Here is a 24589-nt window from a genome sequence, read left to right on the forward strand (position 1 = left end):
AGGACGGCCCCGGGCTGGTAAATGAAAATGATTATCGATAGCGTGTGCGTGCGCAGCACCCGGCCCCTCCCGCCCGAGGGCTCTCCGGGATGCCCTGGCGCCGAGCCTGAACCGAGCCCACGAAAAGGGGAGTTGTGACGCATCTGCTGATGGTCGAGAGCTGGGTCGGGTCGATGAGCAGACTGCTGCCGCGGGCGATCCGGGAGGGCGGGCACGAGTTCACGTTCCTCACCCGCGACCTGCACCACTACCTCCGCCCGGCACCCGACGCGGCGGCACACCCGCTGCTCGGCGCGCGCAACGTGATCACGGCCGACACCAACGACACCGACGCCCTGCTGCCTCGGATCGCGCGCCTGCACGAGGTGCTGCGCTTCGACGGCGTGCTCACGTCCTGCGACTACTACCTGCCGACGGCGGCACGGATCGCCGCACGTCTGGGCCTGCCGGGCCCGGCCCCGGAGGCGGTGCAGAGCGCCTGCCGCAAGGACACCACCCGCCGTGTCCTGCGCGACGCGGGGGTGCCCGGGCCGCGCTTCGCCGTGCACGAGGAGTGGGCCGACCTCGCCCGGGCGGCGCGGAGCATCGGCTACCCGCTCGTCGTCAAGCCCGTCGACCTCTGCGCGGGCATGCATGTGCGGCGCGTGGACGACGAGATCCAACTCGCCGCCGCCGTAAGGGCGCTGGCCGACTTCCCGGTCAACGCCCGGGGGCAGCGCCGGGATCCCGCCGTCCTGCTGGAGGAACTGCTGGACGGCCCCGAGGTGAGCGTCGAGACGGTGTCGCACGCGGGTGCGGTGCATGTGGTGGGCGTGACCGACAAGAGCATCGGCGGGGCACCCGCGTTCATCGAGACCGGGCACATGTTCCCGGCCGCCCTGCCGCCCGCCGACATCGCGGGGGCCGAACGGACCGCCCTCGCCGCGCTCGAGGCCCTCGGCCTGACCGACGGTGTGGTGGCGCACACCGAGATCAAGCTGACCACCGCCGGGCCGCGCGTGGTCGAGGTCAATCCGCGGCCCGCCGGGAACCGCATCACCGAGCTGGTCCGCCGGGTGACCGGCATCGACCTGGCCGCGGCCTTCGTGGAGGTGTCCCTCGGCCGCCGGCCCGACCTGCGGCGCGGCGACACCGGGCTGCGCAGCGCGGCCGTCGGCTTCCTCGTCCCGGAGACCTCCGGCACGCTCGAGTCGCTGGACGGCGACGCGCTCCGGGACGTGCCGGGCGTACTGGAGGTGCGGCTCGCCGAGCCCGGCGCACAGGTGAAGGCGGCCGGCAGCAACAACGAGTACCTCGGGCATGTCATGGCGGGCGATGCCGAGGGACCGGGCGCCCGCGACCATGTCGAGGCCCTGCTCGACGAGCTGCGACGCACGCTGGTGATCCGATGACCGCCACCCCGCACACCGCCCACATCGCCCACCCCGCCCACATCGCCCACCCCGCCCACATCGCCCACCCCGCCGACATCGCCCCCGTCGCCCGATCCGCCCGCACGACGGTCGCGGCCCACGAGTCGTACGACGAGCTCGTGGCCCGCGTCCTCGCCGGTGAGTTGGGCCCTGATCCCGCCTCGCAGCGGATCGCCGTGGCTTTCGGCACGCGGCAGGCGGTACGGCACGACGGGCGCGGCACCGGCTACCGCAACGACGTCCTCAGCCTGCGCCTGGGCTCGGCCGTCGGCTCGTGCGCGGTCGAGCCCGGGACGCTGCCCGACGGCACGATCGACGACTGTGCGGGCACCGATGTGGCCCGGCTGCTGGGGCATCCGCTGGCGCCGGTGCGGGTGGCCGCGCTGGACGCCTATCTGATGCACGTCCACCCGCACACCGCGCCGAACGGGGCGCGGCCCGTGCCGTTGCCCGCCGGGACGTCGCTGGAGAAGTCCCGGGCCCGGGCGAGGGCCGTCGTCGAGCTGCTCGATCTGCCGGCGGGCGCGACCGTGCTGGTGGTGGGTGTCGTCAACTCGCTGCTGGAGGAGCTGCGTTCGCGCCGGCTGGACTACGTGCCCTGTGATCTCAAGGGCGGGCTGACCGAGTGGGGCGAGGCGGTCGTCACCGACGCGCCGGCCGAGGCGGACCGCTGCGACGCGCTGCTGGTGTCCGGGATGACGCTGGGCAACGGCACCTTCGATCCGCTACGGCGGCACGCGCTGCGGCACGGCAAACAGCTGGTGATGTTCGCCCAGACGGGCAGCGCCGTCCTGCCCCGCTTCCTCGGCCACGGGGTGAGCGCGGTGTGCGCCGAGCCGTACCCGTTCTTCTGGCTCGACGGCGGCCCCGGCACGGTGCACCAGTACGGCGGCCCTGATCCGGAGGGGGGACGATGACCACGACGGCCGTACGCCCCGTCGCCCGCCCGGAGCTGCTCACCCTGCTCGGCCGCACTCCCCTGGTCCGGGTCACCGCCGACCTGCCAGGCCCGCACCCCGGATTCTGGGCCAAGCTCGAAGGGCTCGCGGCGGGCGGCATGAAGGCGCGGGCCGCCGTGTCGATGCTGCGGGGCGCCCGTGAGCGCGGCGAACTGCGGCCCGGCGCACCGGTGGTGGAGTCCACCTCCGGCACGCTCGGCATCGGGCTCGCCTTCGCGGGGCAGGCGCTCGGGCATCCCGTCGTACTGGTCGGCGACAGTGAACTGGAGCCGTCCATGAGGCAGTTGCTGCGCGCTCATGGGGTGCGGCTGGAGATCGTGGCCCATCCGGCGGCCCGGGGCGGCTGGCAGGCCGCGCGGCTCGGCCGACTGCGTGAGCTGCTCGCCGTGCTGCCGGGCGCCTACTGGCCGGACCAGTACAACAACCCTGACAACACTGCCGGTTACGCCTCTCTGGCCGCCGAACTCGTCGACCGGCTCGACCATCTCGACGTCCTGGTGTGCAGCGTCGGCACCGGCGGCCACAGCGCGGGCGTGATCGGCCCGCTGCGGCGGCGCTGGCCCGCTCTGCGGCTGATCGGTGTCGACTCGACCGGCTCCACCATCTTCGGCCAGCCCGCCCGGCCGAGGCTGATGCGCGGCCTGGGCAGCAGCATCCACCCTCGTAACGTCGCCTACGACGCCTTCGACGAGGTTCACTGGGTCGGCCCGGCCGAGGCCGTGGACAGCTGCCGCCGACTGGCCCGCGGAAGCTTCGTCAGCGGTGGCTGGAGCACGGGCGCCGCCGCCCGCGTCGCCGCCTGGGCGGCCCGCGTCCACCCTGGCGCGGTCGTCGCCACCGTCTTCCCCGACGGCCCGCACCGCTACCTCGGCACCGTCTACGAGGACGACTTCACCACCGCCCACGGCCTCGACCCCGCCGCGGCGGCCACCTGCCCGGTCGAGATCCCGCACCCCCGTGCGGTGGAGGCCACCGGCTGGGCGCGCTGCACCCGCGTCACCGACCCGCTGAAGGCCGTCCCCCGTCCGGAAAGGACCCCGTGAAGGCCAGCCTGCGCACCGTGCGCCTCGAACTCGCCGAGCCGCTGCGCATCTCCCGCTCCACCATGTCCGCCCGCGACGCCGTATGGCTGACCGTCGAACACGACGGCGTCACCGGTCACGGCGAGGCCGTCAGCAGCGTCTACCAGCGGCTCGACGTCCGGACCCTGGAACGGCTCCTGACCGCCGTCGGTACGGACCTCGCCCGCTTCCCCGACCCCGAGAGCGCCCTGGACGCCCTGTGGGCGGCCGGGCCGGCCGGGGAGGGCCGCACTCCCCCGGCCGTGACCGCCGCCGCCGAGGCCGCGCTGCTCGACCTCGTCGGCAAGCGGGCCGACCGTCCCGTGCACCGGCTGCTCGGTGCCGGGAGGCCTCCGGTCGCGGCCACCGCCCGCACCATCGGCATCACCTCCCTCGCCCACGCGGCGGCCCAGGCCCGCCGTCTCGTGGCGAGCGGCTTCGAGATCATCAAGGTCAAGGCGGGAACGCCCGATCCGGAGGACGACGTGGAGAGGGTCCGGGTCATCCGCGACGCCGCGCCCCGGGCCCGCCTGCTCCTCGACCCCAACGGCGCCTGGACGGTCGCGCGGGCCGAGGCGCTGCTGCCCCGGTTCGCCGACCTCGGCGTCGAGGCCGTCGAGCAGCCCCTCGCGCCGGGCGATCCCCGGGCGCTGGGCGCGCTGGCCGAACGCTCACCGCTGCCGGTCATCGCCGACGAGGACGCCGTCGGCCTGGACGACGTCCGCCACCTGGCCGGACGCGTCCAGGGCGTCAACGTCAAGCTCGCCAAGTGCGGCGGGGCGCACGCCGCCCTGCGTATCGCCGAGGCGATCGACGGCAGTGGCACGGAGCTGATGCTGGGCTGCCTGACCGCCAGCAGCCTCGGCCTCGCGCCCGCCGTCCACCTCGCCGGCCGGGCCCGCTGGGCCGACCTCGACGGGCACCTGCTGCTCGCCCGCGACCCGTGGACCGGCATCGGCGGCGAGGACGGAGTCGTCCGCCCGAACGGCCTTCCCGGTCTGGGAGTTCGGGAGGCGGTGGCGCATGCGGACCTGGCGTGAGACGCGCCGCCTGCCGCTCGCGGTCCAGCTCCTGCTGGTCAACCAGCTCGGCGTCAACACGGGCTTCTATCTCCTCATCCCCTATCTGGCCACCCACCTGGACGAGGACCTGGGCATGTCGGCGGTCGTCGTCGGCGTCGTCCTCGGTGTGCGCAACCTCAGCCAGCAGGGGCTGTTCATCATCGGCGGGTCCGCCGCCGACCGGCTGGGGGCGCGCGGCGTCATCATCACCGGCTGCGCCCTGCGCACCGCCGGGTTCGCGCTGTTCGCGCTCGGCGACGGCCTGGCCGTGCTGCTCGCCGCGTCCGTGCTGAGCGGGCTCGCGGGCGCGCTGTTCAACCCCGCCGTGCGCACCTACCTCGCCCAGGAGGCGGCGGAGCGCAGGGCCGAGGCGTTCGCCCTGTTCAACGTGTTCGCCACGACCGGCGCCCTGATCGGCCCCCTGCTGGGCAGCGTGCTGCTGCTGGTGGACTTCCGCACGTCCGCGCTGACCGCCGCCGGGATCTTCGCGGCCCTCACCGTCGCGCAGGCCCTGGTCCTGCCCGCCCGGAAGGTCGGGCCGAGCGATGCCACCGTTCTCGCGGACTGGCGCGAGGTGCTGGGCAACCGCGCCTTCCTCGCGTTCGCCCTCGCCATGATCGGCATGTTCACCCTGGAGAACCAGCTGTACCTGCTGCTGCCCGACGGAGCCCGCCGGGCCACCGGCTGGGACGGTGCGGCCGGGCTGGTCCTCCTCGTCGGCACCCTCGCCAATCTGGCGTTCCAGCTGCGCATCACCCATGCCCTGAAGGAGCGGGGGGACCGGGCGCGCTGGATCGCGGCGGGCCTGGGTCTGATGGCCCTGGCGTTCCTGCCGCCCGCCGTGGTGACGGCCGGCTCCGGCGGCCCTGACGGTGTGGCCGGCGCGGCGCTGCGTGCCCTGCCCGTCCTGGCCGGCGCGCTGCTGCTCCACCTGGGAGTGATGATCGCCCAGCCGTTCGTGATGGAGCTGATCCCCGGCTTCGGCAGGCCCGGGCTGACCGGCACCTACTTCGGCGTCTTCTACGTGGTCTCCGGCATCGCGGCAGCCGTCGGCAACGCCGTCGTCGGCTGGGCCATGGACACCGGGGAGCGGGGCGGCGCCGGCTGGCTGCCGTGGGCGTGCTGCGCGCTGTTCGGGCTCGCCTCCGCGCTGGGCGTGGCGCGGCTGCACCGGCTCGGGTCCCTGCCGCAGCCGTCGAAGCCCGCGATACCCGTGACGGTCTGAGGAAGGACGAGCCATGCCCACCGCCGCGCGCAATCTGCTCACCGACAACCCCGCACTGTACGAGGCCCGCTTCCGCGACCCCGGCCGGCTGGCCGGGCGCTGGACGGAGGACTGCCTGCGGCGGCACGGCGCGGGAGCGCGCGTGCTGGACATGGGCTGCGGCACCGGCCGCGACGCCGCCCATCTGCACGGCGCCGGCCGCGAGGTGACGGGTGCCGACCTCTCCGAGGCGATGCTCGCCCACGCCCGCGCCCATCATCCCGGGCCCGAGTACGTCCATGCCGACCTGCACGGATTCGACCTGGGCCGGGGTGTGTTCGACGCCGTGGTGTGCCTGGACAGCGCCCTGCTGTACTGCCACACCAACGACCGGCTCGACGCCTTCCTGTCCTCCTGCCGCCGTGCCCTGGTACCCGGCGGCCTGCTGGTCACGGAGATGCGCAACGGCGCCTACTTCCTCGGCCGTACGGACCTGCTGGACACGCCCACCGTCGACGCGTTCACCTGGCAGGGCACCGTCTACCGGTCCACCACCACGCTCACCGTGGACCGTACGGCCCAGCTCCTGCGGCGCAGGCGTGTGTGGACCGCGAGCGACGGGTCGGCTCCGGTCGAGCAGCGCTCAGCGTGGCGGCTGCTGTTCCCGCAGGAGCTGCGTCACCTGCTGGCCGGGCACGGCTTCGCGGTCCTCGAACTCCACGACGGGCCCGGCCCGCGCACCGAACCACCGTGGCGGGAGGGCCGGTTGCCCGGAGCCACGGCGGACGCGGACCGGCTGCATCTCGTCGCCCGCCTCACCACCCCCCACTGACCCTTCGTCCCCACCACACCCCAAGGAATCCCATGCATGACGCACACGTCCCCGGGCTGCGCCGCCGCGGCTTCCTCGCCGCCACGGGAGTCGCCTCGCTGGGCGCGCTCGCCCTCACCGGCTGCGGCGGCTCAGGCGGCGAGGGCTCCGACGCCAAGGGCGACGGCACACCGAAGCGGGGCGGGCGGCTGCGCGCCGCGTTCGCGGGCGGTGGCGCCGCCGAGACCCTCGACCCGCACCTGGCCAACCTGTTCGCCGACGCCGCCCGCGCCAAGGCCCTGTTCGACAAGCTCGCCGACTACGGCGCCGACCTGTCCGCCCAGCCGCGCCTCGCCGAGAAGTGGGAGCCGAACAAGACCCTGGACCGCTGGCGGGTCACCCTGCGCGAGGCGGCCTTCCACGACGGAAGTCCGGTCACCGCCGCGGACGTGCTCTACAGCTATCGCCGCATCGCCGACCCCGGGCGGGCGTTCCGTGCCAAGGCGTCCCTGGAGCCCATCGACCTCGACGCCAGCCGCGCCACCGGCCGGCGGTCGATCGAGTTCGTCCTCAAGCGTCCCACGGCCGAATTCCCCAACATCCTGGCCTCGTTCGGCGCCTACATCGTCCCGGAGCACGCGGGGGAGGCGGCCGGCTTCGCCGGCGGGCCGATCGGCTCCGGACCCTTCCGCTTCGTCTCCTTCACCCCCGGCCGCTCCGCGGTCTTCCGCCGCCACGACGCCTACTGGGAGGGCGCCCCGTACCTCGACGAGCTGGAGTTCGTCGTCGCCGACGAGGAGTCCGCGCGCGTCAACGCCCTCCTCGGCGGCCAGGTCCAGTACGCCCACGAGCTCCATCCGGCCACCGCCCGCGCCCACGAGGGCAAGGGGCGGATCGAGATCGTCAGGCTCCGGGGCAGCGCCATGCAGGGCTTCGCCATGAAGACCGACCGGGCCCCCTTCGACGACCGACGCGTCCGCGAGGCGTTCTTCCTGATCGCCGACCGCGAGGAACTCGTCGCCGGCGCCCTGTCCGGCGCGGGGGTGATCGGCAACGACCTGTTCGGGAAGGGCTACGAGTACTACGCCGACGACCTCCCCCAGCGTGAGCAGGACCTCGACCGGGCCCGCGCCCTGCTGAAGCGGGCGGGCGCCGAGAACCTCGAGGTCACCCTGGACACGTCGGAGGCCGCGGCCGGTTTCACCGAGGCGGCCGGCATCTTCCGTGACCAGGCGAAGCGGGCGGGCGTCACGATCGACGTGCGCACGGGCAGCAAGGACACCTACTGGGCCGACATCCTCGACAACGGCACCCTGTGCAGCTACCGCTCCGGCGCCATGCCCATCGAGGCCCATATCTCCCAGCGCCTGCTCACCGACTCCACCACCAACGCCACCAAGTGGCGGCACGAGGACTTCGACGCCCTCTACCGGCAGGCCCAGTCCACCCGCGACCCGGCCGAGCGCGCCGCCGTGTACGCGCGCATGCAGCGGCGCCTGTACACCGAGGGCGGCTTCGTCGTCTGGGGTTTCGCCGACTGGATCCTCGCAACGGCGCCCGCCGTGCGGGGGGTCGAGACCGAGGCCCCCGCCAACACGCTCCACTGGGCCCGCTTCGACAAGGTCTGGCTCGCGTGAGCGGACTGCGTTCCCTCGTCGCCCGGCGGCTGCTGCTCGGCGCCGTGCAGACCGTGGCCGTGGTGCTGCTGGTCTTCGCGCTCACCGAGGCGCTGCCGGGCGACGCCGCCGTCGCCCTGGCCGGCGACCAGCCCGACCCGGCCCGGATCGCCGCCATCCGTGAGGCCATGCACCTCGACCGGCCCGCGCACGAGCGGCTCGCGGACTGGGTGACGGGCCTGTTCCACGGCGACCTCGGCACCTCCCTGACCTCCGGCCGCCCGGTCGGCGGGTACCTCGCCGAAAGCTTCGGCCCGACGCTCCTGCTGGCCACGCTCACCCTGGCGCTGCTCGTCCCGATCGGCTTCGGCCTCGGCATGCTCGCCGCCCGCCACGAAGGGCGCCCGGCCGACCGGCTGATCAGCTCGGTCACGCTCGCCGTGTACGCGGTGCCCGAGTTCGCCCTCGGCATGCTGCTGGTGACCGCCCTCGCCCTCCGACCGGGCGGGCTGCCGCCGACCGCCGTCGGCTACGGCACCGATCTGCTGGGCCGTCCGGCCGTGCTCGTCCTGCCCGTGCTCGTCCTGCTGTCCCGCCCGGTCTGCTCCCTGTCCCGCCTGGTGCGGGCCGGCCTGATCGACGCGCTCGCCTCCCCCTACGTGGCGCACGCCCGCCGCTACGGCGTCTCCGGCGCCCGCGTCCACTGCGCCCACGCGCTGCCGGGGGCCCTGGTTCCCGCCGTCCAGCAGCTCGCCCGCACCCTGGACTGGCTGCTGTGCGGCGTCGTCGTCGTGGAGGCGCTGTTCGTGATCCCGGGGCTCGGCACCGTCCTGCTCGACGCCGTCGCCGAACGCGATGTGCCGGTGGTGCAGGGTCTCGCCGTGGTGTTCGGCGTCCTGACCGTCCTACTGCATCTGGGCGCGGACCTCGTCGCGCACCGTCGCGCGCCCCGGGCGGGGGTGGCCGCGTGAGGAAGCCGCGGGCGGGGCGCTTCGCGCTCGGTGCGGCGGTCGTCGCCGTACCGCTCGTGCTCGCCCTGCTGGGCCCGCTGGTCGCGGGCGAACCGGGGCCGCGGGCGGCGTCCTTCACCGTCGGCGACGGCCACTGGCTCGGCACCGACTTCGTGGGCCGGGACGTGGGGCAGCAGGTGCTGCGCGGCGGCCGTCCGGTCGTCCTGACCGCTCTCGCCGCCACCGCCCTGTCGTATCTCGTCGCGCTGCCGGTCGGCCTGGCCGGCGCGCTCACCCACCGCCGCTGGCTGGAGGAGCTGCTGATGCGCCCCCTGGACGTGCTGCTCGCCGTCCCGTCGCTGCTGCTGATCCTGCTGGCCGCCACGGTGTTCTCCCCCGGGGCCGTCGGTCTCGCCCTGCTGGTCGCCCTGGTGAACGTGCCCGACGCGGCCCGCCTCGTACGCGCCGCCGCCACGGAGGTCGCCGCCCGGCCCGCGGTCGAGGCGCTGCGCATGCAGGGCGAGACATGGTGGCGCATGGCCGTCGGCCACGTGGGCCGTTCCCTGCTGCGTACCCTGGCCGCCGACGCCGGCACCCGGCTGACGGGCGTGCTGTACCTGGTCGCGACGGCCGCGTTCCTCGGGGTCGGGGTCGCCCCGGACGCCGCCGACTGGGCGGTCATGGTCGACCGCAACCGCACCGGCCTGTTCGTCCAGCCGTGGGCCGTGGTCGTCCCCGCGCTGCTGATCGTCGCCCTGACGATGGGCACCAACCTCCTCTTCGACGCCGCGCTCTCGGCCGGCCGCCGCGGCGACCGGGCCCGGGGCGCGAGGCTCCCGGGCACCCCCGGGACCGTCCGCGGCCGGGTGGAAGGCGAGGGGCGACGATGAAGCACCGCACGGACGGCACGGCGGGCCGGGCCGGTGTGCCCGGCGGCGGCCCCGCCGGCACCGCCGAGGAGCCGGTGGCGGAGATCCGGAAGCTGCGCGTCGAGGTCGGCGGCAGGGCGATCGTCGACGGAGTGAGCCTGAGGGCCCTGCCCGGCCGGGTCACCGCCCTGGTGGGCGCCTCCGGCAGCGGCAAGACGACCACCGGCCTCGCCCTGCTCGGCGAGTATCCGCCCGGTGCCCGTGTCACCGGCGAGGTGCGGCCGGCGGCCGACGGCCCGGTCGGCCACATCCCGCAGCATCCCGCCGCCGTCCTCAACCCGGCCCGCCGCGTCCGCGCCCTCCTGACGGACATCGCCCGCGCCCAGGTACGCCACCTGCCCCGCCGCCGTCGCCGGGCAGCGGCCCGCGAACGGGTCCTGCGCGCCCTCGCCGAGGCCCAACTCCCGGACGCCGAGGCCCTGCTGCGCCGCTACCCGCACCAGCTCTCCGGCGGCCAGCAGCAGCGCGTCGTCCTCGCCCAGGCCCTGCTGCTGGGCGCCCGGGTCGTGGTCGCCGACGAACCCACCACCGGCCAGGACGTCCTGACCAAGAGCCGTGTCGTCGAGCAGCTGGCGGCCGTCGCGGCACGGGGCATCGCCGTCGTCCTGCTCAGCCACGACCTGGACGTCGTACGGGCGCTGGCCGACGAGGTGATCGTCATGCGGGAGGGCCGGGTCGTGGAATCGGGGCCGGCGAGGCGCCTGTGGCGCGCGCCCCGGCACGCGTGGACCCGTGAACTGCTTGCTGGCCGAGAGGAGTTCACGCAGACCGCGGAGGTGTCCGGCACCGGCGGGCCCGTCCTGCGGGTACGCGGTCTGACCGCACACCACCGCACCGGCGCCCGCGGCACGACCGAGGTCCTGCGCATCCCCGCACTCGACCTGCGCGCGGGCGAGTGCCTGGCCGTCGTCGGCCGCTCCGGCAGCGGCAAGACCACCCTGGCCCGCTGTCTGGCGGGACTCCACCGCGACCGTCGCGGAGAGATCCTCCTCGACGGCACACCGCTGCCCCGCAGCCTGCGCGACCGCGACCGCCCGCAGTTGGCGGCCGTGCAGTACGTCTTCCAGGACGCGCGCGCCGCGTTCGACGAACACCGCCCCGTCCTGCACCAGATCGCCCGCACGGCGGTCCGGCTGCGCGGCACCGGGACCGCCGCCGCGACGCGGGAGGCCCTGGCCGCACTGGCCGGTCTCGGCCTCCCCGAGGATCTGGTCCGCCGACGCCCCGGTCGGCTCTCCGGCGGCGAACTCCAGCGCGCGGCCCTCGCCCGCGCCCTGCTGGCCCGCCCCCGCGTGCTCGTCTGTGACGAGATCACCTCCGGCCTCGACACCCTCACCCGCCGCGGCATCCTCGACGTCCTCACCGCCCTGCTCCACGACCGCGACGACCTGTCCCTGGTCCTGATCACCCACGACCTGGACACCGCCGCCCTGGCCCACCGCGTCGCCGTCCTGGACGCCGGCGAACTCGTCGAGCAGGGCCCGGCCCGACACGTCCTGACCACCCCGAGCCACCCGTTCACCAGGTCGCTCGTGGCGAGCACGACGCGGCCCGGGGGCGGGAACACCTGCCTGAACTCACGGCGGGATCGGGGGCTCGGGCACCACGGGCGGCGGACCGCGCCCCCGGCGGAGCTGTGGAGCTAGTGAAGTCGCGCGGCGAACGCGTCGTAGGCCCGCTCGTCGAAGAGGACGAACGCGACCTCCTCGACCGCCGTCCGTGTGCTCCGCACCGTCTCCACCGCGATCCGGGCGGCGTCGTCGAGCGGCCAGCCGTAGATGCCCGCCGAGACGGCCGGGAACGCGACCGTGCGGGCGCCCAGTTCGTCCGCGACCCGCAGGGACTCGCGGTAGCAGGAGGCCAGGAGTGCGGACCGGTCCTCGGTCGCGCTGTACACCGGACCCACGGTGTGGATCACCCAGCTCGCGTCCAGCTCACCGGCCGTGGTCGCGACCGCCTGCCCGGTGGGCAGCCCCTTGCCGTAGTGGGAGGCCCGCAGCCGACGGCAGTCCTGAAGGACGGCGGGCCCGCCCCGCCGGTGGATGGCCCCGTCCACACCGCCGCCGCCGAGCAACGAGGAGTTGGCCGCGTTGACGATGGCGTCCACGGACTGATCGGTGATGTCGCCCTGGACGAGCGTGATCGTGGTCATGCCTGTGTGTATACCCCCGGGTGGGGGCCGGGGCGCGCGGGATACGTCCGCCCGGTGTCCCGGCGCCGTCCACTCGGGCGCGCCCGCTCGGCTTCCGGACACACGGTTCCGGGGGCGCACGGCTTCCGGCAGCTGGGCTACCCGGCCGCCCGGAGCCTGCGCCACACGGCCTTCGCCGCGTTGTGGCCCGACATGCCGTGGACGCCGGGGCCGGGTGGCGTGGCGGCCGAGCAGATGAAGACGGCCGGGTGGGGGGTGGAGTAGGGGAACAGGGACAGCCTGGGGCGCAGCAGGAGCTGGAGCCCGGAGGCCGCGCCGGAGGCGATGTCGCCGCCGACGTAGTTGGCGTTGCGGGCGGCGAGTTCGGCGGGGCCGGCGATCGCGCGGGCCAGGACGCGGTCGCGGAAGCCGGGCGCGAAGCGCTCCAGTTGGCGTTCGAGGACGTCCGTGAGGTCGCCCGTCCAGCCGTTGGGCACATGCCCGTACGCCCAGAAGACCTGCTTTCCCGCGGGGGCGCGTCCGGGGTCGGCGACCCCGGGCTGCACCGTGATCATGAAGGGCCGCTCGGGTGCCCTGCCCTCGCGGGACGCGGCCCGCAGCGCGGCGCCGATCTCCGCGCTGTCGGCGCCGATCTGCACGGTGCCGGCCACGCGGGCCTCCGGCGCGGTCCACGGCACCGGGCCGTCGAGCGCGTAGTCGACCTTGAAGGCGGCCGCCCCGTACCGGAACCCCGCGTAGTGGTTGCCCAGGCCGGCGATGCGGGCGAGGGCGGTGGGCGAGGTGTCGAAGACATAGGCGCGGGCCGGCGGCAGGTCGTCGAGCCGCTTGACCTCGTAGTCGGTGTGGACGGCGCCGCCGAGGTCCTTCAGATAGGCGGCGAGGGCGTCGGAGACGGCCTGGGAGCCGCCGCGGGCCACGGGCCAGCCCCGGGCGTGCGCGGCGAGCGCGAAGACCAGGCCGACGGCACCGGTGGCGAGGCCGCCCAGCGGGGCCATGACATGGCCGACGAGCCCGGCGAAGAGGGTCTTGGCGGGCTCGTCGCGGAAGCGGCGGGTGAGCCAGGTGGACGGCGGCAGGCCGGCCAGCCCGAACCGGGCGAGGGTGACCGGGTCGCGCGGCAGGGCGGTGAGCGGCAGGGACATGAAGTCGCGCACCAGTGTGTCCCACTTGGGCAGGAACGGCTCGACGAGCCTGCGGTAGGCGCCCGCGTCACGCGGCCCGAAGGATGCGGCCGTCTCCGCGACCGACCGGGACAGCACGGCGGCGCTGCCGTCGAGGAACGGGTGCGCCATGGGCAGCTCGGCGTGCAGCCACTCCAGCCCGTACCGCTCCAGGGGCAGGGCGCGGAACGCGGGTGAGTTGATGCCGAGGGGGTGCGCGGCGGCGCAGGGGTCGTGCCGGAAGCCCGGCAGGGTCAGCTCCTCGGTCCGGGCGCCGCCGCCCACGGTGTCCCGTGCCTCGAAGAGCGCCACGGAGAAGCCGCGCCGGGCCAGTTCCACTGCGGCGGTCAGCCCGTTGGGCCCCGCTCCCACCACGACCGCATCGAGCATCGACGGCACTTCCGACCCCTTCGTCAGCCGGTGGCCTCCGTAGACCGGCGACCTCCGGGATTCAGGATATGCCGGGGGTACGACAGCGCCCGAGGCACGGGGCCGCAAACCGTCAGGTGCCCGCGCACCCCTCCACCCGGCCTCGCGCCGCACCCGGCGAGGGACCGCACCCGGCAACGGGCCGCACCGCGGCGGCGGTCACGCCCCGGCCAGCAGTGCCCGCACCCGGCGGGCCGTCGCCGCGTCGCGTGCCGTGGTGAACGGCAGGGCGTTGCCGCCGGTGATCCGGAACGGCTCGCCGCCGAGGGTCAGATGGGCGCCGCCCGCCTCCTCGACCAGCAGCAGGCCCGCCGCGTGGTCCCAGGCCGCCTCCCAGGAGAAGGCGGTCGCATCCAACTCGCCCCGGGCGACGGCGAGATACTCCAGGCCGGCCGATCCGCAGGCACGCGGCGCGACGCCGTCCGTCCACAGCCCCAGCAGGGCACGCTTCTGTTCGTCGGTGGTGTAGTCGGGGTGCGAGGTGGCCACCACCAGGTCGCGCCCGGCCTCGGGGGAGCCGGCGGACAGCCGCTCGCCGTCGAGGAAGGCACCGCCGCCCTTCACGGCCGTGGCCAGCTGGTCGCGCGCCGGGGCGTAGGTCCAGGACGCGAGCAGGACTCCGCGGCGGACCAGCGCGACCAGCGTGCAGAAGCCGTCCTCGCCGTGCACGAACTGCCGTGTGCCGTCGACCGGGTCGACGATCCACACCGGCGCGTCGCCCTGGAGCGCCTCGTACGTGGCCGGGTCGGCGTGCACCGCCTCCTCGCCGACGACGACCGAGCCGGGCAGGAGCGCGCCGAGCGCCTCGGTCAGGAACAGCTCGGCGTTGCGGTCGGCGTCGGTCACCAGGTCGTGGGGGCCGCTCTTCTGGTCGACCTCGTGCTCCGCGAGCTGCCGGAAGCGGGGCATGATCTCGGTGGCGGCGGCCTTGCGGAGCGCCTCCTCCACGTCGGTCGAGCGCCCGGCGAGAAACTCGTCGATGGTTTCCATGTCTTCGATCATGTGCTCCATGAGAGCACGCCCCACTGACAATCCCCACCCCGCCGGTGCACTCCGGGTGGAATGGGGATGAATACGCGCCTCCGGTGATCGCGGGCACCCCGGGCGTCAGCGGCCCACCGCATACCCCTGCATCCCCCGCGGATTGGCGGCCGCCGAGAGGATCCCCGTCCTCGGGTCCCGGGCCACGGCGCACAGCCGGCCCTCGGACCACGGGTCGCCGACGGTCACGTCGTGGCCGCGCCGCCGCAGCCCCTCCACCACCTCCGCCGGCATGCGCGATTCGACGGTCACGCTGCCCGGCCGCATCCCACGCGGGTAGAAGGACCCGGGGAAGGAGTCGTTGTGCCAGTTCGGGGCGTCGATCGCGCCCTGGAGGTCGAGACCGCCGCGGACCCGCGCGCGCAGGGCGACGGCGAGGAAGAAGTGCAGCTGCCACTGGTCCTGCTGGTCGCCGCCGGGCGTGCCGAACGCCAGCACCGGCACCCCGTCGCGCAGGGCGAGGGAAGGGGTGAGGGTGGTGCGGGGGCGGCGGCCGGGCGTCAGCGAGTTCGGCAGCCCCTCCTCCAGCCAGGCCATCTGGAGCCGGGTGCCGAGCGGGAAGCCCAGCTCGGGCACGACCGGGTTGGACTGGAGCCAGCCGCCGCTGGGCGTGGCCGCCACCATGTTGCCCCAGCGGTCGACGACGTCGAGATGGCAGGTGTCGCCCCGCGTGCCCCCGTCCGCCGCGACCCCCGGCTCACCCGACGAAGAGGCGCCACGCGCGCGCGGCTCCCCCGGTCCCACGGTTCCCGGCCCCTTCGCCACCGTCGGCTCCCCCGCCCCCATCGGGCTGAAGCCGGGCTCGTCGGCATGGACCAGGTGCGCGTGCGCGCTCAGTCGGGGAACGCGCCCACCGGGCCCACCGGGGCGCAGCTCGTACGAGGCCTTGTCGCCGACGAGAGCCCGCCGCCCGGCGTTGTAGTCGTCCGAGAGCAGCTCGGCGAGCGGCACGTCGGCCGCGTCGCCGTACCAGGCCTCCCGGTCGGCCATGGCGAGCTTGCAGCCCTCGATCAGCAGATGGACGTACTCGGTGGAGCCGTGGGCGGGCAGTTCGGGCGGGAGCAGGGCGAGCTGCTGGAGGAGGGCCGGGCCCTGGCTCCAGGGGCCGGCCTTGCACAGGGTCCAGCCGTTCCAGTCGTACGTCGCCGGTGTCTCGTAGGACGCGGACCAGCCGGCGAGGTCGGCGGCGGTGAGGGTGCCGGTGTGGCGCTCGCCGCTGGTGTCGAGCGTGGGGCGGGCGGACTGAGCGAGGAGCGCCTCGGCGACGAACCCGGTGCGCCACACCTCCCGCGCGGCCTCGATGCGCGCCTCGCGGTCGCCGGCGCCGGCGGTCTCGGCGAGCAGCCGCTTCCAGGTGGCGGCGAGGGCGGGGTTGCGCAGCAGCTCACCGGGGCGGGGGGCCCGTCCACCGGGCAGGTACACCTGCGCCGAGGAGGTCCACTCGGTCTCGAACAGCTCCCGTACCGTCTCGACGGTCGCGCCGACGTTGTCCACGGGCGCGTGTCCGTGTTCGGCGTATCCGACGGCGTACTTCAGGACGTCGGCGAGGGACTTGGTGCCGTGGTCGCGCAGGAGCAGCATCCACGCGTCGAAGGCGCCGGGAACGGCGGCGGCCAGCGGCCCGGTGCCGGGCACGAGGTCCAGGCCGAGCCCCCGGTAGTGGGCGACCGTCGCGCCGGCGGGTGCCACGCCCTGCCCGCACAGCACCCGCACCTCGCCGTCCGCCGGGGCGAGCAGGATCGGCACCTCCCCGGCGGGCCCGTTGAGGTGCGGTTCGACGACGTGCAGCACGAACGCCCCGGCCACGGCGGCGTCGTAGGCGTTGCCGCCGTCCTCCAGTACGGCCATCGCCGACTGCGAGGCCAGCCAGTGCGTGGAGGACACCATGCCGAAGGTGCCCTGGAGCGTGGGTCGGGTGGTGAACACGGATACGGCTCCTCACTGCACGCCAGTGGATCCGATGATCGTACGCACGAGGCCCCGCACTCCCCTTCGCCCCTTATGTTCTCTATGCCGCTTTATGCAGCAAACGAACGGCGATGTCGCCGACGGATCGCACCCCTTGGTCACCGGGCCGCCACGGAGCGAGTTTTCGCTTCCGCCCCACAGGGAGTCGTGTGACACTGGCGTCCCTGTCCGCATCGCGGACTCCGTCCGCACCGTCCCCCACGAAAGTGCGCCGTGCGCTCTCTCCCACTGCCGCTCGCCCTCACCGCGCGCCTGTCCCCGGTGGCCGTGCTGGCCTGCGCGGGCTGGGTGCTGACGTCCGGTCCGGCCACCGAAGCACCGGACACGGCGGCGGCCAAGGACACCCAGCAGACCCAGTCCGAGGAGACGTCGAAGGGCCCGGCCTCGACGGCCGTGACCAAGACGTACACCGAGGCACCCACCCCCTGCACCAGTGTGGCCACCAAGACGATCACCTCGCTGGTGCCGGGCGCCAAGACGGCCGGCAAGGAGATCCCGTCGACGGACACCGCGGTGCGCCGGACCTGCTCCTGGAACGCGCTCAAGGAGTTCGACTACCGCTGGCTCGACGTCTCCTTCGAGATCACCGAATCGGACGACGCGGCGCAGACGTCGTACAAGGAGCGGCTGAAGGAGAAGAGCGGCGGGGGCGCCGTCCCCGGGCTCGGGGACGAGGCGTACTCCGTGGTGAACCTCACGACGGAGGACAAACAGCAGACCCGCGAGGGTGTCGTCATCGCGCGCGTCTCCAACGCGCTGGTGGTCGTCACCTACAACGGCAGCGACTTCGAGTCGAGGAAGTCGCCCAGCACGGACGTGATCAACAAGGGCGCGATCAAGGCGGCGAAGGACGTGGTGGCCGCGCTCCAGAAGAAGAGCGGCTGACGGGCCCCTCGCTCGAACGGGCGGAGCGGGCGGCCGGAGGAGCCGTACGCTCCTGCGGCCGCCCGCCCACCGTCTGTCAGGCGTCGCGCTCCGCGGGCCGTCCGCGCAGCAGCATCAGGGCCAGGTACACCGCCATCGAGGTGCCGAGGCCGACCGCCCAGCCGTAGTCGGCGAGGGATTCCAGCGCCGGGACGGGACGGCCGTCGATCAGTGGCTCGAAGCTGGCGCCGCCGACGGCGAGGACACCGCCCGCCACGAAGGCCACCACGGCCCGCCAGTTCCAGCCGCCGTCGTACCAGTAGCGGCCGCCGGTGCGGTACAGGTCGGTCAGGTCGAGCTTGCCGCGGCGCAGGATCCAGTAGTCGGCGATGAGGATGCCGGCGACCGTGCCGAGCAGTCCGCCGACCAGGCCGAGCCAGGTGAAGATGTAGCCCTGCGGGTCGGAGTACAGCTTCCACGGGAAGATCAGCACACCGAGCACGCAGGTGGCGAGCGCACCGGTACGGAAACTGATCTTCCGGGGTGCAATGTTGGAGAAGTCGAAGGCCGGGGAGACCAGATTGGCGGCGATGTTCACGGACAGGGTCGCCACCAGCACGGTGACCAGCGCGAACAGCAGGCCGACGACGTTGTCCGTCTTGGCCGCCAGCTGGACCGGGTCCCAGATGGTCTCGCCGTACACGGCCTGCGAGCCCGAGGTGACCATCACGGACAGCAGCGCGAACAGCGTCATGGTGGTGGGCAGACCGAGCGCCTGGCCCCAGGTCTGCGCCTTCTGGGACTTGCCGTAGCGGGTGAAGTCGGGGATGTTCAGCGACAGCGTCGACCAGAAGCCGATCATGCCCATCAGGGACGGCCAGAACAGCTTCCAGAAGTCGCCGCCCCAGCCGAGCTTCGAGGGCTGGTCGAGCAGCGGGCCGAAGCCGCCGGCCTTGTTGCTCATCCAGATCAGCATCACGACCGCGCCGACCAGGACGAAGGGCGCCGCCCAGTTCTCGAAGCGGCGGATCGTCTCCATGCCCCGGTAGATGATCGCGACCTGGATCGCCCAGAAGATCGCGAACGACAGCCACATGGTCCAGGGGTAGCCGCCGACCTTCCCGGCGTCGCTCCAGCCGTTGCCGATCAGCTTCCCGGCGAGGAAGTAGATCGCCTCGCCGCCGATCCAGGTCTGGATGCCGAACCAGCCGCACGCCACCAACGCCCGTACGACGGCGGGGAGGTTGGCGCCCCGGATGCCGAAGGAGGCACGGGCGAAGACCGGGAACGGGATGCCGTACTTGGGTCCCGCGTGCCCGGTGAGCAGCATCGGGATCAGCACGATCACATTGGCCAGCGCGATGGTGAACACCGCCTGCTTCCAGTCCATGCCGACGGCGATCAGACCGGAGGCCAGCGTCCACGACGCCGTGTTGTGGGCCATGCCGACCCACAGCGCGGAGAAGTTGTACGTGGTCCAGGTGCGCTTCTCCACCGGGACCGGAAGCAGGTCCTCGTTGGCGTAGGGGCCGCTGGGCTGCGGCGAACCAGGGGCGATCTCCACCCGGCCGTCGGCGAGGGTGACTTGGGAGGTCGGCGGTATCGCCGTGGGAGCGGTGTCGGTCATGAGCAGGCCAATCAAACGAGGGGCGGATCCGGAAAGGCCGTGCGGGTCTCCGGCCCCCTCCTCCCGTATGGCGGAGGAGGGGAGAACTGGAGTGGGGGGATGGGGAGTTGCTCCTGGGCCCTGGGGACGGGCGGGTCAGCCGTTCACGGCGGGGATCACCGTCGTGCCGTACGCGTCGATGACCTTCTCGCGGGCGTCGTGCATGTCGTAGACGGCGAACTGGTCCACGCCCAGCTCGCGCAGGGCGTTCAGCTTCTCGATGTGCCGCTCGACGGGCCCGATGAGGCAGAACCGGTCCACGATCTCGTCGGGCACGAACGCGGTGTCGGGGTTGTCGCTGCGCCCGTGGTGCGAGTAGTCGTACCCCTCGCGCGCCTTGATGTACTCGGTGAGTTCGTCGGGTACGGCCGCGGAGTGCTCGCCGTACTTCGAGACCAGGTCGGCGACATGGTTGCCGACCATCCCGCCGAACCAGCGGCACTGGCCGCGGGCGTGGGCGAGCGCCTCGGGCGAGTCGTCGTCGGTGACGTAGGCCGGGGCGGCGACGCAGATCTTCACCTCGGACGGGTCACGGCCGGCGGCGACGGCCGCATCCTTGACGGCCTTGACCATGTACTCGGTGAGATAGAGGTCGGCCAGCTGGAGGATGAAGCCGTCGGCCTCCTCCCCGGTCATCTTCAGCGCCTTGGGCCCGTACGCGGCCATCCAGACGGGGAGCTGGGCGCCTTCCTTGATCCAGGGGAACCGGACGACCGTACCGCCGAGGTCCGCCTCCTCTCCGGAACCCAGGGACCTGATGACCTTCATGGCCGCGCTGATCCGGGCGAGGGTGTTGGGGGTGCGGCCCGCGACACGCATCGCGGAGTCGCCGCGGCCGATGCCGCACACCGTGCGGTTGCCGAACATGTCGTTGAGGGTGGCGAAGGTGGAGGCGGTGACCTCCCAGGTGCGGGTGCCCGGGTTGGTCACCATCGGGCCCACGGTCAGTGTGCTGGTGTTGGCCAGGATCTGACTGTAGATCACGAAGGGTTCCTGCCAGAGCACGGCGGAGTCGAAGGTCCAGCCGTAGGTGAAGCCGTTGTGCTCGGCACGCTGCATCAGCTCGACGACCTTGGAGGCCGGCGGGTCGGTCTGAAGAACGAGTCCGAAGTCCATGTGCGCCACTCCTAGTTGAGGTACTGACAGGTGGAGCGCGGGGTGTAGACGCCGTGACCCGCGCGTCCCGTGTACTCCCGCTCGGTGATGACGGGTTCGCCCCGCGAGAGGACCGTCTCGACGCGCCCGGTGAGGCGCCTGCCCTCGTACGCCGAGTAGTCGACGTTCATGTGGTGCGTCTCGGCGGAGACGGTCTGCTCGGCGTGCGGGTCGTAGATGACGACGTCGGCGTCGGCGCCCGGGGCGATGGTGCCCTTCTTCGGGTACATGCCGAACATGCGGGCCGGGGTGGCGCAGGCGATCTCGATCCAGCGGCGGCGCGAGATGTGCCCGTCGACGACGGCCTGGTGGAGCAGGTCCATCCGGTTCTCGACGCCCGGCAGCCCGTTGGGGATCTTGGAGAAGTCCCCGCGGCCCAGCTCCTTCTGGCCGACGAAGCAGAACGGGCAGTGGTCGGTGGAGACCACCTGGAGGTCGTTGGTCCGTAGTCCCTGCCAGAGCTTCGCCTGGTGCTCCTTGGGCCGCAACGGCGTCGAGCACACGTACTTGGCGCCCTCGAAGTCCGGCTCCGCGAGGTTGTCCGTCGACAGGAACAGGTACTGCGGGCAGGTCTCGCCGAAGACGTTCAGGCCCTCGTCGCGGGCCCTGGCCAGCTCGGCGACCGCCTCCGCCGCCGAGACGTGCACGACGTAGAGCGGGGCGCCCGCGACCTGCGCCAGCTTGATCGCCCGGTGGGTGGCCTCCGCCTCCAGCAGCGCCTTGCGGACCTCGCCGTGGTACCGGGGGTCCGTCTCGCCGCGCGCCAGCGCCTGTTCCACCAGGACGTCGATGGCGATGCCGTTCTCCGCGTGCATCATGATCAGGCCGCCGTTCTCGGCGGAGCGCTGCATGGCGCGCAGGATCTGGCCGTCGTCGGAGTAGAAGACCCCCGGGTAGGCCATGAACTGCTTGAAGGAGGTCACCCCCTCCTCGACCAGCAGGTCCATCTCCTTGAGCGTCTCCTGGTTCACATCGGAGACGATCATGTGGAAGCCGTAGTCGATCGCGCAGTTGCCCTCGGCCTTGGCGTGCCAGGCGTCCAGGCCCTCGCGCAGGGTGTGGCCGACGCTCTGCACGGCGAAGTCGACGATCGTGGTGGTACCGCCCCAGGCCGCCGCCCGGGTGCCGGTCTCGAAGGTGTCGGAGGCGAAGGTGCCGCCGAACGGCAGCTCCATGTGGGTGTGGACGTCGACCCCGCCCGGAATCACGTACTTCCCGGTGGCGTCGATGACCGTCTCGGCGGTCCAGGCCTCGGCGGCCGGGGTGCCGGAGGCGGCGAGGGCGGCGATACGGCCGTCCTCGATCAGGACGTCGGCATGGATCTCGTCGGACGCGGTGACGACGAGACCGCCGCGGATGATTTTACGGCTGCTCATGTTCCGGCTCCGGAAAGGTAGTCGGTCGGGTGCGGGTCGGTGGGGGGCGCTCCCCCGCTCTCGGCTGCGCTCGAGCGGGGGACCCCCATCGCGGCGGAGCCGCATGTGTCAGGGCCCCGCGCCCCTGAAGAACACGGGCGCGGGGAGCCGCAACGGTCACGGAGCCGTCAGCGGGCCGTAGGCCTCCGGGCGGCGGTCGCGGTAGAACTGCCAGCGGTCGCGGACCTCGCGCAGCTTGGCCAGGTCCAGGTCGCGGACGACGAGTTCGCTCTCCTTGTCGCTCGCCACCTCGCCGACGAACTGGGCCTCCGGGTCCACGAAGTACGAGGTCCCGTAGAAGTCGTTGTCGCCGAGCTCCTCGGTGCCGACCCGGTTGATCGCGCCGACGAAGTACTCGTTGGCGACGGCGGCCGCCGGCTGCTCCAGCTGCCACAGATAGGCGGACAGGCCGCGCGAGGTGGCCGACGGGTTGAAGACGATCTCGGCGCCCTCCAGACCGAGCGCGCGCCAGCCCTCGGGGAAGTGGCGGTCGTAGCAGATGTAGACGCCGATCCTGCCGACGGCCGTGTCGAAGACGGGCCAGCCCACGTTCCCGGGGCGGAAGTAGAACTTCTCCCAGAAGCCCTTCACCTGCGGGATGTGGTGCTTGCGGTACTTGCCGAGGTAGGAGCCGTCGGCGTCGATCACGGCGGCCGTGTTGTAGAGGACGCCGGGCTGCTCCTCCTCGTACATCGGCAGCACGAGGACGATGCCGTGCTCGCGGGCGAGTGCCTGGAAGCGCTGGACGATCGGGCCGTCCGGGATCCGCTCGGCGTACTCGTAGAAGGCCGGGTCCTGGACCTGGCAGAAGTACGGTCCGTAGAACAGCTCCTGGAAGCACAGGACCTGAGCACCCTGCGCGGCCGCGTCGCGGACCGCCTGCTCGTGCACCTGGATCATCGATTCCTTGTCGCCGGTCCAGGCCGTCTGGAAGACGGCGGCACGGATCACTCTGCTCATCGGGACCTCCGGTCGCTCGGTGTGCGAGGAGCCTAGAAAGCCCTGAAGACCCATTTGAGTTGCACCGTGTCACGTCTGCGGGAGCCCGGCGTGTCACTGTGTCACGTCTTCCTGGACTCATGTTTCACCGCCGTTTTCCCAGGTCGTCGCAGGTTTCAAGCCTGTTGCGCATCGTGCGCGAGGAGTGCGATGTGCACCGAGGCGGCCTGTTCGAAGTCGTCCAGGTCGACACCCAGCCGCGCCTCTATCGCCTCCAGCCGGCGGTACAGCGCGGGCCGGGAGACATGGTGGAGCTGCGCGGTGCGCGACTTGTTGCGGCCGGAGGCGAGATAGGTGCGCAGTACGGCGAGCAGGTCGTCGCCCGCCCCGGCGCACAGCAGCCCGTCCAACTCCCGCTCGGCGAAGGACTGCACGTGCGGGTCGTCCCGCAACAGCCGTATCAGACCGCGCAGATGGACGTCCCGCAGGCGGACGACGGCGGGGAGATCGAGGGCGGCGGAGGAATCGGCGACGGCGTCGGCGACGTGCTGGGCCTCGCGCAGCCCGGTCGGCACGTCGTCCCAGACGATGCGCGGATCGGCCGCGGCGACGACCGTGCGGCTCTCGCCCGACTCGGTGCGCAGCCGGGTGGCGAAGTGCGCGGCGAGCGCGTCGGCGTCCTGGTCGCGGGCGAGGCTGAGCAGCACGGCGACGGCCCCCTCGGCGAACTCCGCCACCAGGCCCGGCAGGCCCAGCAGCCTGAGCATCCGCTCCAGTTGGGCGGGATCGCCGTCCCGCACGACCAGCGGGACGAACGTCCGCCGGTTGACGGGGAGCCCGGCCGCCCGGGCCCGCGGCAGCAGCTGCCGGGCGGGTACGACGCCGGAGACCAGGTCCGTCAGCAGGCTCTGCGCGGACTGCTCCTCCCAGGTGTGGGCGGAGGTGCCGCCGAGCATGCGGTGCAGGACGAGGGCCTCGGCGGCCCGGTCGGCGAGGAGCCGCCCGCCCGCGGTGTCGCCGCGGTAGCCGCAGAGCATGATCTGCCCCCACCGCTCGCCGCGCCCGCCCAGTTCGGCGCGGATCCAGCCGTCTCCCTCGCTGCCGCCGGCCTGCCGGGCGATGCGCTCCCAGTCCCGCAGCACGTCGTCGACGGCGGGCCGCTCCCCCGCGGTGGCCAGCACCCGGTGGGCGAGGTTGGTGACGACGACGGGACAGCCGGTGTGGTGGGCGATCTCGTCGAGCAGCCGTTGCAGCGGCGCCCCGGCGGTGATCAGCCCGGTGAGCGCCGTCCGTACGGCCTCGGAGAGGCTGACGGCGGCGAACTTGCGCCGTACGAGCCGGGACTGCACCTCCTCGGTCAGCTCGGCGAACGGGAAGGGCCGGTGCAGGACGACCATGGGCAGGCCGCACCGTTCGGCGGCGCGCCGCATCACGTCCGGCGTCGTGGGGAAGGCGCGTCCGAGTCCGAGGACCACGGCGGCGGCCTCGGCCCGGTGCAGCGACCGGATGTACTCGGCCTGCGCGTTCTCGTCGCCGGCGAGCAGCACGCCGGTGGTGAGGACCATCTCGCCGCCGGTGAGCATCACGCCGACGTCGGCGGCCTCGGCGACGTGCACCCAGCGCACCGGCCGGTCGAGCTGGGCGGCGCCGGCCACCACCTCGGGTTCCCCGGCGAGGACCCGTTCCAGGGTCAGGACCCGGCGCACCGACAGAGCGGGCTCCAGGGGTTCGACGGGGCCCCAGGGCTCCGGGGTGCTGGTCATGGCGGTGTTCCCTTGCTCGACCGGCGATCGGGCG

The 24589-nt window shown here is 73.3% G+C and carries 20 protein-coding genes; 11 read left to right on the forward strand and 9 right to left on the reverse strand.

Annotation, left to right across the window (positions count from 1 at the left end; all coding sequences use genetic code 11):
• Positions 1–134: 134 nt before the first annotated feature.
• The 10 genes from IE275_RS19480 to IE275_RS19525 are packed head-to-tail and all read left to right on the forward strand — an operon-like array spanning position 135 to position 11649.
• Positions 135–1391, forward strand: a complete 1257-nt coding sequence (locus tag IE275_RS19480) for an ATP-grasp domain-containing protein (RefSeq protein WP_189712603.1) — start codon at positions 135–137, stop codon at positions 1389–1391.
• Positions 1388–2329: a Rossmann-like domain-containing protein gene (locus tag IE275_RS19485; RefSeq protein ID WP_189712604.1), complete on the forward strand. Its 942-nt coding sequence runs from the start codon at positions 1388–1390 to the stop codon at positions 2327–2329. The genes IE275_RS19480 and IE275_RS19485 overlap by 4 nt, the downstream gene beginning before the upstream one ends.
• Positions 2326–3414, forward strand: a complete 1089-nt coding sequence (locus IE275_RS19490; RefSeq protein WP_189712605.1) for a PLP-dependent cysteine synthase family protein — start codon at positions 2326–2328, stop codon at positions 3412–3414. The genes IE275_RS19485 and IE275_RS19490 overlap by 4 nt, the downstream gene beginning before the upstream one ends.
• Positions 3411–4472, forward strand: coding sequence for a dipeptide epimerase (locus tag IE275_RS19495; RefSeq protein ID WP_189712606.1), 1062 nt, complete (start codon positions 3411–3413; stop codon positions 4470–4472). The genes IE275_RS19490 and IE275_RS19495 overlap by 4 nt, the downstream gene beginning before the upstream one ends.
• On the forward strand, positions 4456–5718 hold the full coding sequence (locus tag IE275_RS19500) for an MFS transporter (RefSeq protein WP_189712607.1): 1263 nt from the start codon (positions 4456–4458) through the stop codon (positions 5716–5718). The genes IE275_RS19495 and IE275_RS19500 overlap by 17 nt, the downstream gene beginning before the upstream one ends.
• 13 nt (positions 5719–5731) lie before the next feature.
• On the forward strand, positions 5732–6529 hold the full coding sequence (locus tag IE275_RS19505; RefSeq protein WP_189712608.1) for a class I SAM-dependent methyltransferase: 798 nt from the start codon (positions 5732–5734) through the stop codon (positions 6527–6529).
• A 32-nt stretch (positions 6530–6561) separates the two neighbouring features.
• Complete coding sequence (locus tag IE275_RS19510; protein ID WP_189712609.1) at positions 6562–8145, forward strand: ABC transporter substrate-binding protein; 1584 nt, start codon at positions 6562–6564, stop codon at positions 8143–8145.
• The gene (locus tag IE275_RS19515) at positions 8142–9095 is read left to right on the forward strand and encodes an ABC transporter permease (protein ID WP_189712610.1); all 954 of its coding nucleotides are present in this window, start codon (positions 8142–8144) and stop codon (positions 9093–9095) included. The genes IE275_RS19510 and IE275_RS19515 overlap by 4 nt, the downstream gene beginning before the upstream one ends.
• Positions 9092–9964, forward strand: coding sequence for an ABC transporter permease (locus IE275_RS19520; RefSeq protein WP_189712611.1), 873 nt, complete (start codon positions 9092–9094; stop codon positions 9962–9964). Before IE275_RS19515 ends, IE275_RS19520 begins: the two co-directional genes overlap by 4 nt.
• Positions 9961–11649 carry an ABC transporter ATP-binding protein gene (locus IE275_RS19525; protein ID WP_189712612.1) on the forward strand — a complete coding sequence of 563 codons (1689 nt, stop codon included), beginning with the start codon at positions 9961–9963 and terminating at the stop codon, positions 11647–11649. Before IE275_RS19520 ends, IE275_RS19525 begins: the two co-directional genes overlap by 4 nt.
• On the opposite strand, the gene IE275_RS19530 is transcribed toward IE275_RS19525, so the two are convergent.
• The 4 genes from IE275_RS19530 to IE275_RS19545 all read right to left on the reverse strand — a co-directional run bounded on the left by IE275_RS19530 (position 11646) and on the right by IE275_RS19545 (position 16711).
• Positions 11646–12155: an O-acetyl-ADP-ribose deacetylase gene (locus tag IE275_RS19530; RefSeq protein WP_189712613.1), complete on the reverse strand. Its 510-nt coding sequence runs from the start codon at positions 12153–12155 to the stop codon at positions 11646–11648. The genes IE275_RS19525 and IE275_RS19530 overlap by 4 nt on opposite strands.
• Before the next feature lie 137 nt (positions 12156–12292).
• Entirely contained in the window at positions 12293–13705 is a 1413-nt protein-coding gene (locus IE275_RS19535) for a phytoene desaturase family protein (protein ID WP_189712614.1), read from the reverse strand.
• Positions 13706–13903: 198 nt separating this feature from the next.
• A complete protein-coding gene (locus IE275_RS19540; RefSeq protein ID WP_189712615.1) occupies positions 13904–14746 on the reverse strand; it encodes an inositol monophosphatase family protein in 843 nt (280 codons plus the stop codon).
• Between the two features lie 105 nt (positions 14747–14851).
• Complete coding sequence (locus IE275_RS19545; RefSeq protein WP_189712616.1) at positions 14852–16711, reverse strand: gamma-glutamyltransferase family protein; 1860 nt, start codon at positions 16709–16711, stop codon at positions 14852–14854.
• A 255-nt stretch (positions 16712–16966) separates the two neighbouring features.
• Between IE275_RS19545 and IE275_RS19550 the strand changes: the two genes are divergently transcribed.
• Positions 16967–17638, forward strand: coding sequence for a hypothetical protein (locus IE275_RS19550; RefSeq protein WP_189712617.1), 672 nt, complete (start codon positions 16967–16969; stop codon positions 17636–17638).
• A gap of 76 nt (positions 17639–17714) precedes the next feature.
• Here the strand turns inward: IE275_RS19550 and IE275_RS19555 are convergent, their stop codons facing one another.
• The 5 genes from IE275_RS19555 to IE275_RS19575 form a co-directional block, all read right to left on the reverse strand.
• Positions 17715–19244 carry an NCS1 family nucleobase:cation symporter-1 gene (locus IE275_RS19555; RefSeq protein WP_189712618.1) on the reverse strand — a complete coding sequence of 510 codons (1530 nt, stop codon included), beginning with the start codon at positions 19242–19244 and terminating at the stop codon, positions 17715–17717.
• A gap of 135 nt (positions 19245–19379) precedes the next feature.
• Positions 19380–20399: a TIGR03842 family LLM class F420-dependent oxidoreductase gene (locus tag IE275_RS19560; RefSeq protein ID WP_189712619.1), complete on the reverse strand. Its 1020-nt coding sequence runs from the start codon at positions 20397–20399 to the stop codon at positions 19380–19382.
• An 11-nt stretch (positions 20400–20410) separates the two neighbouring features.
• Positions 20411–21814: a dihydropyrimidinase gene (hydA, locus tag IE275_RS19565; protein ID WP_189712620.1), complete on the reverse strand. Its 1404-nt coding sequence runs from the start codon at positions 21812–21814 to the stop codon at positions 20411–20413.
• A gap of 156 nt (positions 21815–21970) precedes the next feature.
• Positions 21971–22813 carry a nitrilase-related carbon-nitrogen hydrolase gene (locus IE275_RS19570; protein WP_189712621.1) on the reverse strand — a complete coding sequence of 281 codons (843 nt, stop codon included), beginning with the start codon at positions 22811–22813 and terminating at the stop codon, positions 21971–21973.
• A 155-nt stretch (positions 22814–22968) separates the two neighbouring features.
• Entirely contained in the window at positions 22969–24555 is a 1587-nt protein-coding gene (locus IE275_RS19575) for a PucR family transcriptional regulator (protein ID WP_189712622.1), read from the reverse strand.
• Positions 24556–24589: the final 34 nt, after the last annotated feature.

Origin of the sequence: Streptomyces phaeofaciens, from assembly GCF_014648915.1 — a bacterium.
GTDB classification, from domain to species: domain Bacteria; phylum Actinomycetota; class Actinomycetes; order Streptomycetales; family Streptomycetaceae; genus Streptomyces; species Streptomyces phaeofaciens.

Bases quoted from the DNA above. Each gene is read 5' to 3' on its own strand.
- IE275_RS19485 (WP_189712604.1), top strand. From the start codon at position 1,388: ATGACCGCCACCCCGCACACCGCCCACATCGCCCACCCCGCCCACATC.
- IE275_RS19490 (WP_189712605.1), top strand. From the start codon at position 2,326: ATGACCACGACGGCCGTACGCCCCGTCGCCCGCCCGGAGCTGCTCACC.
- IE275_RS19500 (WP_189712607.1), top strand. From the start codon at position 4,456: ATGCGGACCTGGCGTGAGACGCGCCGCCTGCCGCTCGCGGTCCAGCTC.
- IE275_RS19505 (WP_189712608.1), top strand. From the start codon at position 5,732: ATGCCCACCGCCGCGCGCAATCTGCTCACCGACAACCCCGCACTGTAC.
- IE275_RS19510 (WP_189712609.1), top strand. From the start codon at position 6,562: ATGCATGACGCACACGTCCCCGGGCTGCGCCGCCGCGGCTTCCTCGCC.
- IE275_RS19525 (WP_189712612.1), top strand. From the start codon at position 9,961: ATGAAGCACCGCACGGACGGCACGGCGGGCCGGGCCGGTGTGCCCGGC.
- IE275_RS19530 (WP_189712613.1), bottom strand. From the start codon at position 12,155: ATGACCACGATCACGCTCGTCCAGGGCGACATCACCGATCAGTCCGTG.
- IE275_RS19535 (WP_189712614.1), bottom strand. From the start codon at position 13,705: ATGCTCGATGCGGTCGTGGTGGGAGCGGGGCCCAACGGGCTGACCGCC.
- IE275_RS19540 (WP_189712615.1), bottom strand. From the start codon at position 14,746: ATGATCGAAGACATGGAAACCATCGACGAGTTTCTCGCCGGGCGCTCG.
- IE275_RS19555 (WP_189712618.1), bottom strand. From the start codon at position 19,244: ATGACCGACACCGCTCCCACGGCGATACCGCCGACCTCCCAAGTCACC.
- IE275_RS19560 (WP_189712619.1), bottom strand. From the start codon at position 20,399: ATGGACTTCGGACTCGTTCTTCAGACCGACCCGCCGGCCTCCAAGGTC.
- hydA (WP_189712620.1), bottom strand. From the start codon at position 21,814: ATGAGCAGCCGTAAAATCATCCGCGGCGGTCTCGTCGTCACCGCGTCC.
- IE275_RS19570 (WP_189712621.1), bottom strand. From the start codon at position 22,813: ATGAGCAGAGTGATCCGTGCCGCCGTCTTCCAGACGGCCTGGACCGGC.
- IE275_RS19575 (WP_189712622.1), bottom strand. From the start codon at position 24,555: ATGACCAGCACCCCGGAGCCCTGGGGCCCCGTCGAACCCCTGGAGCCC.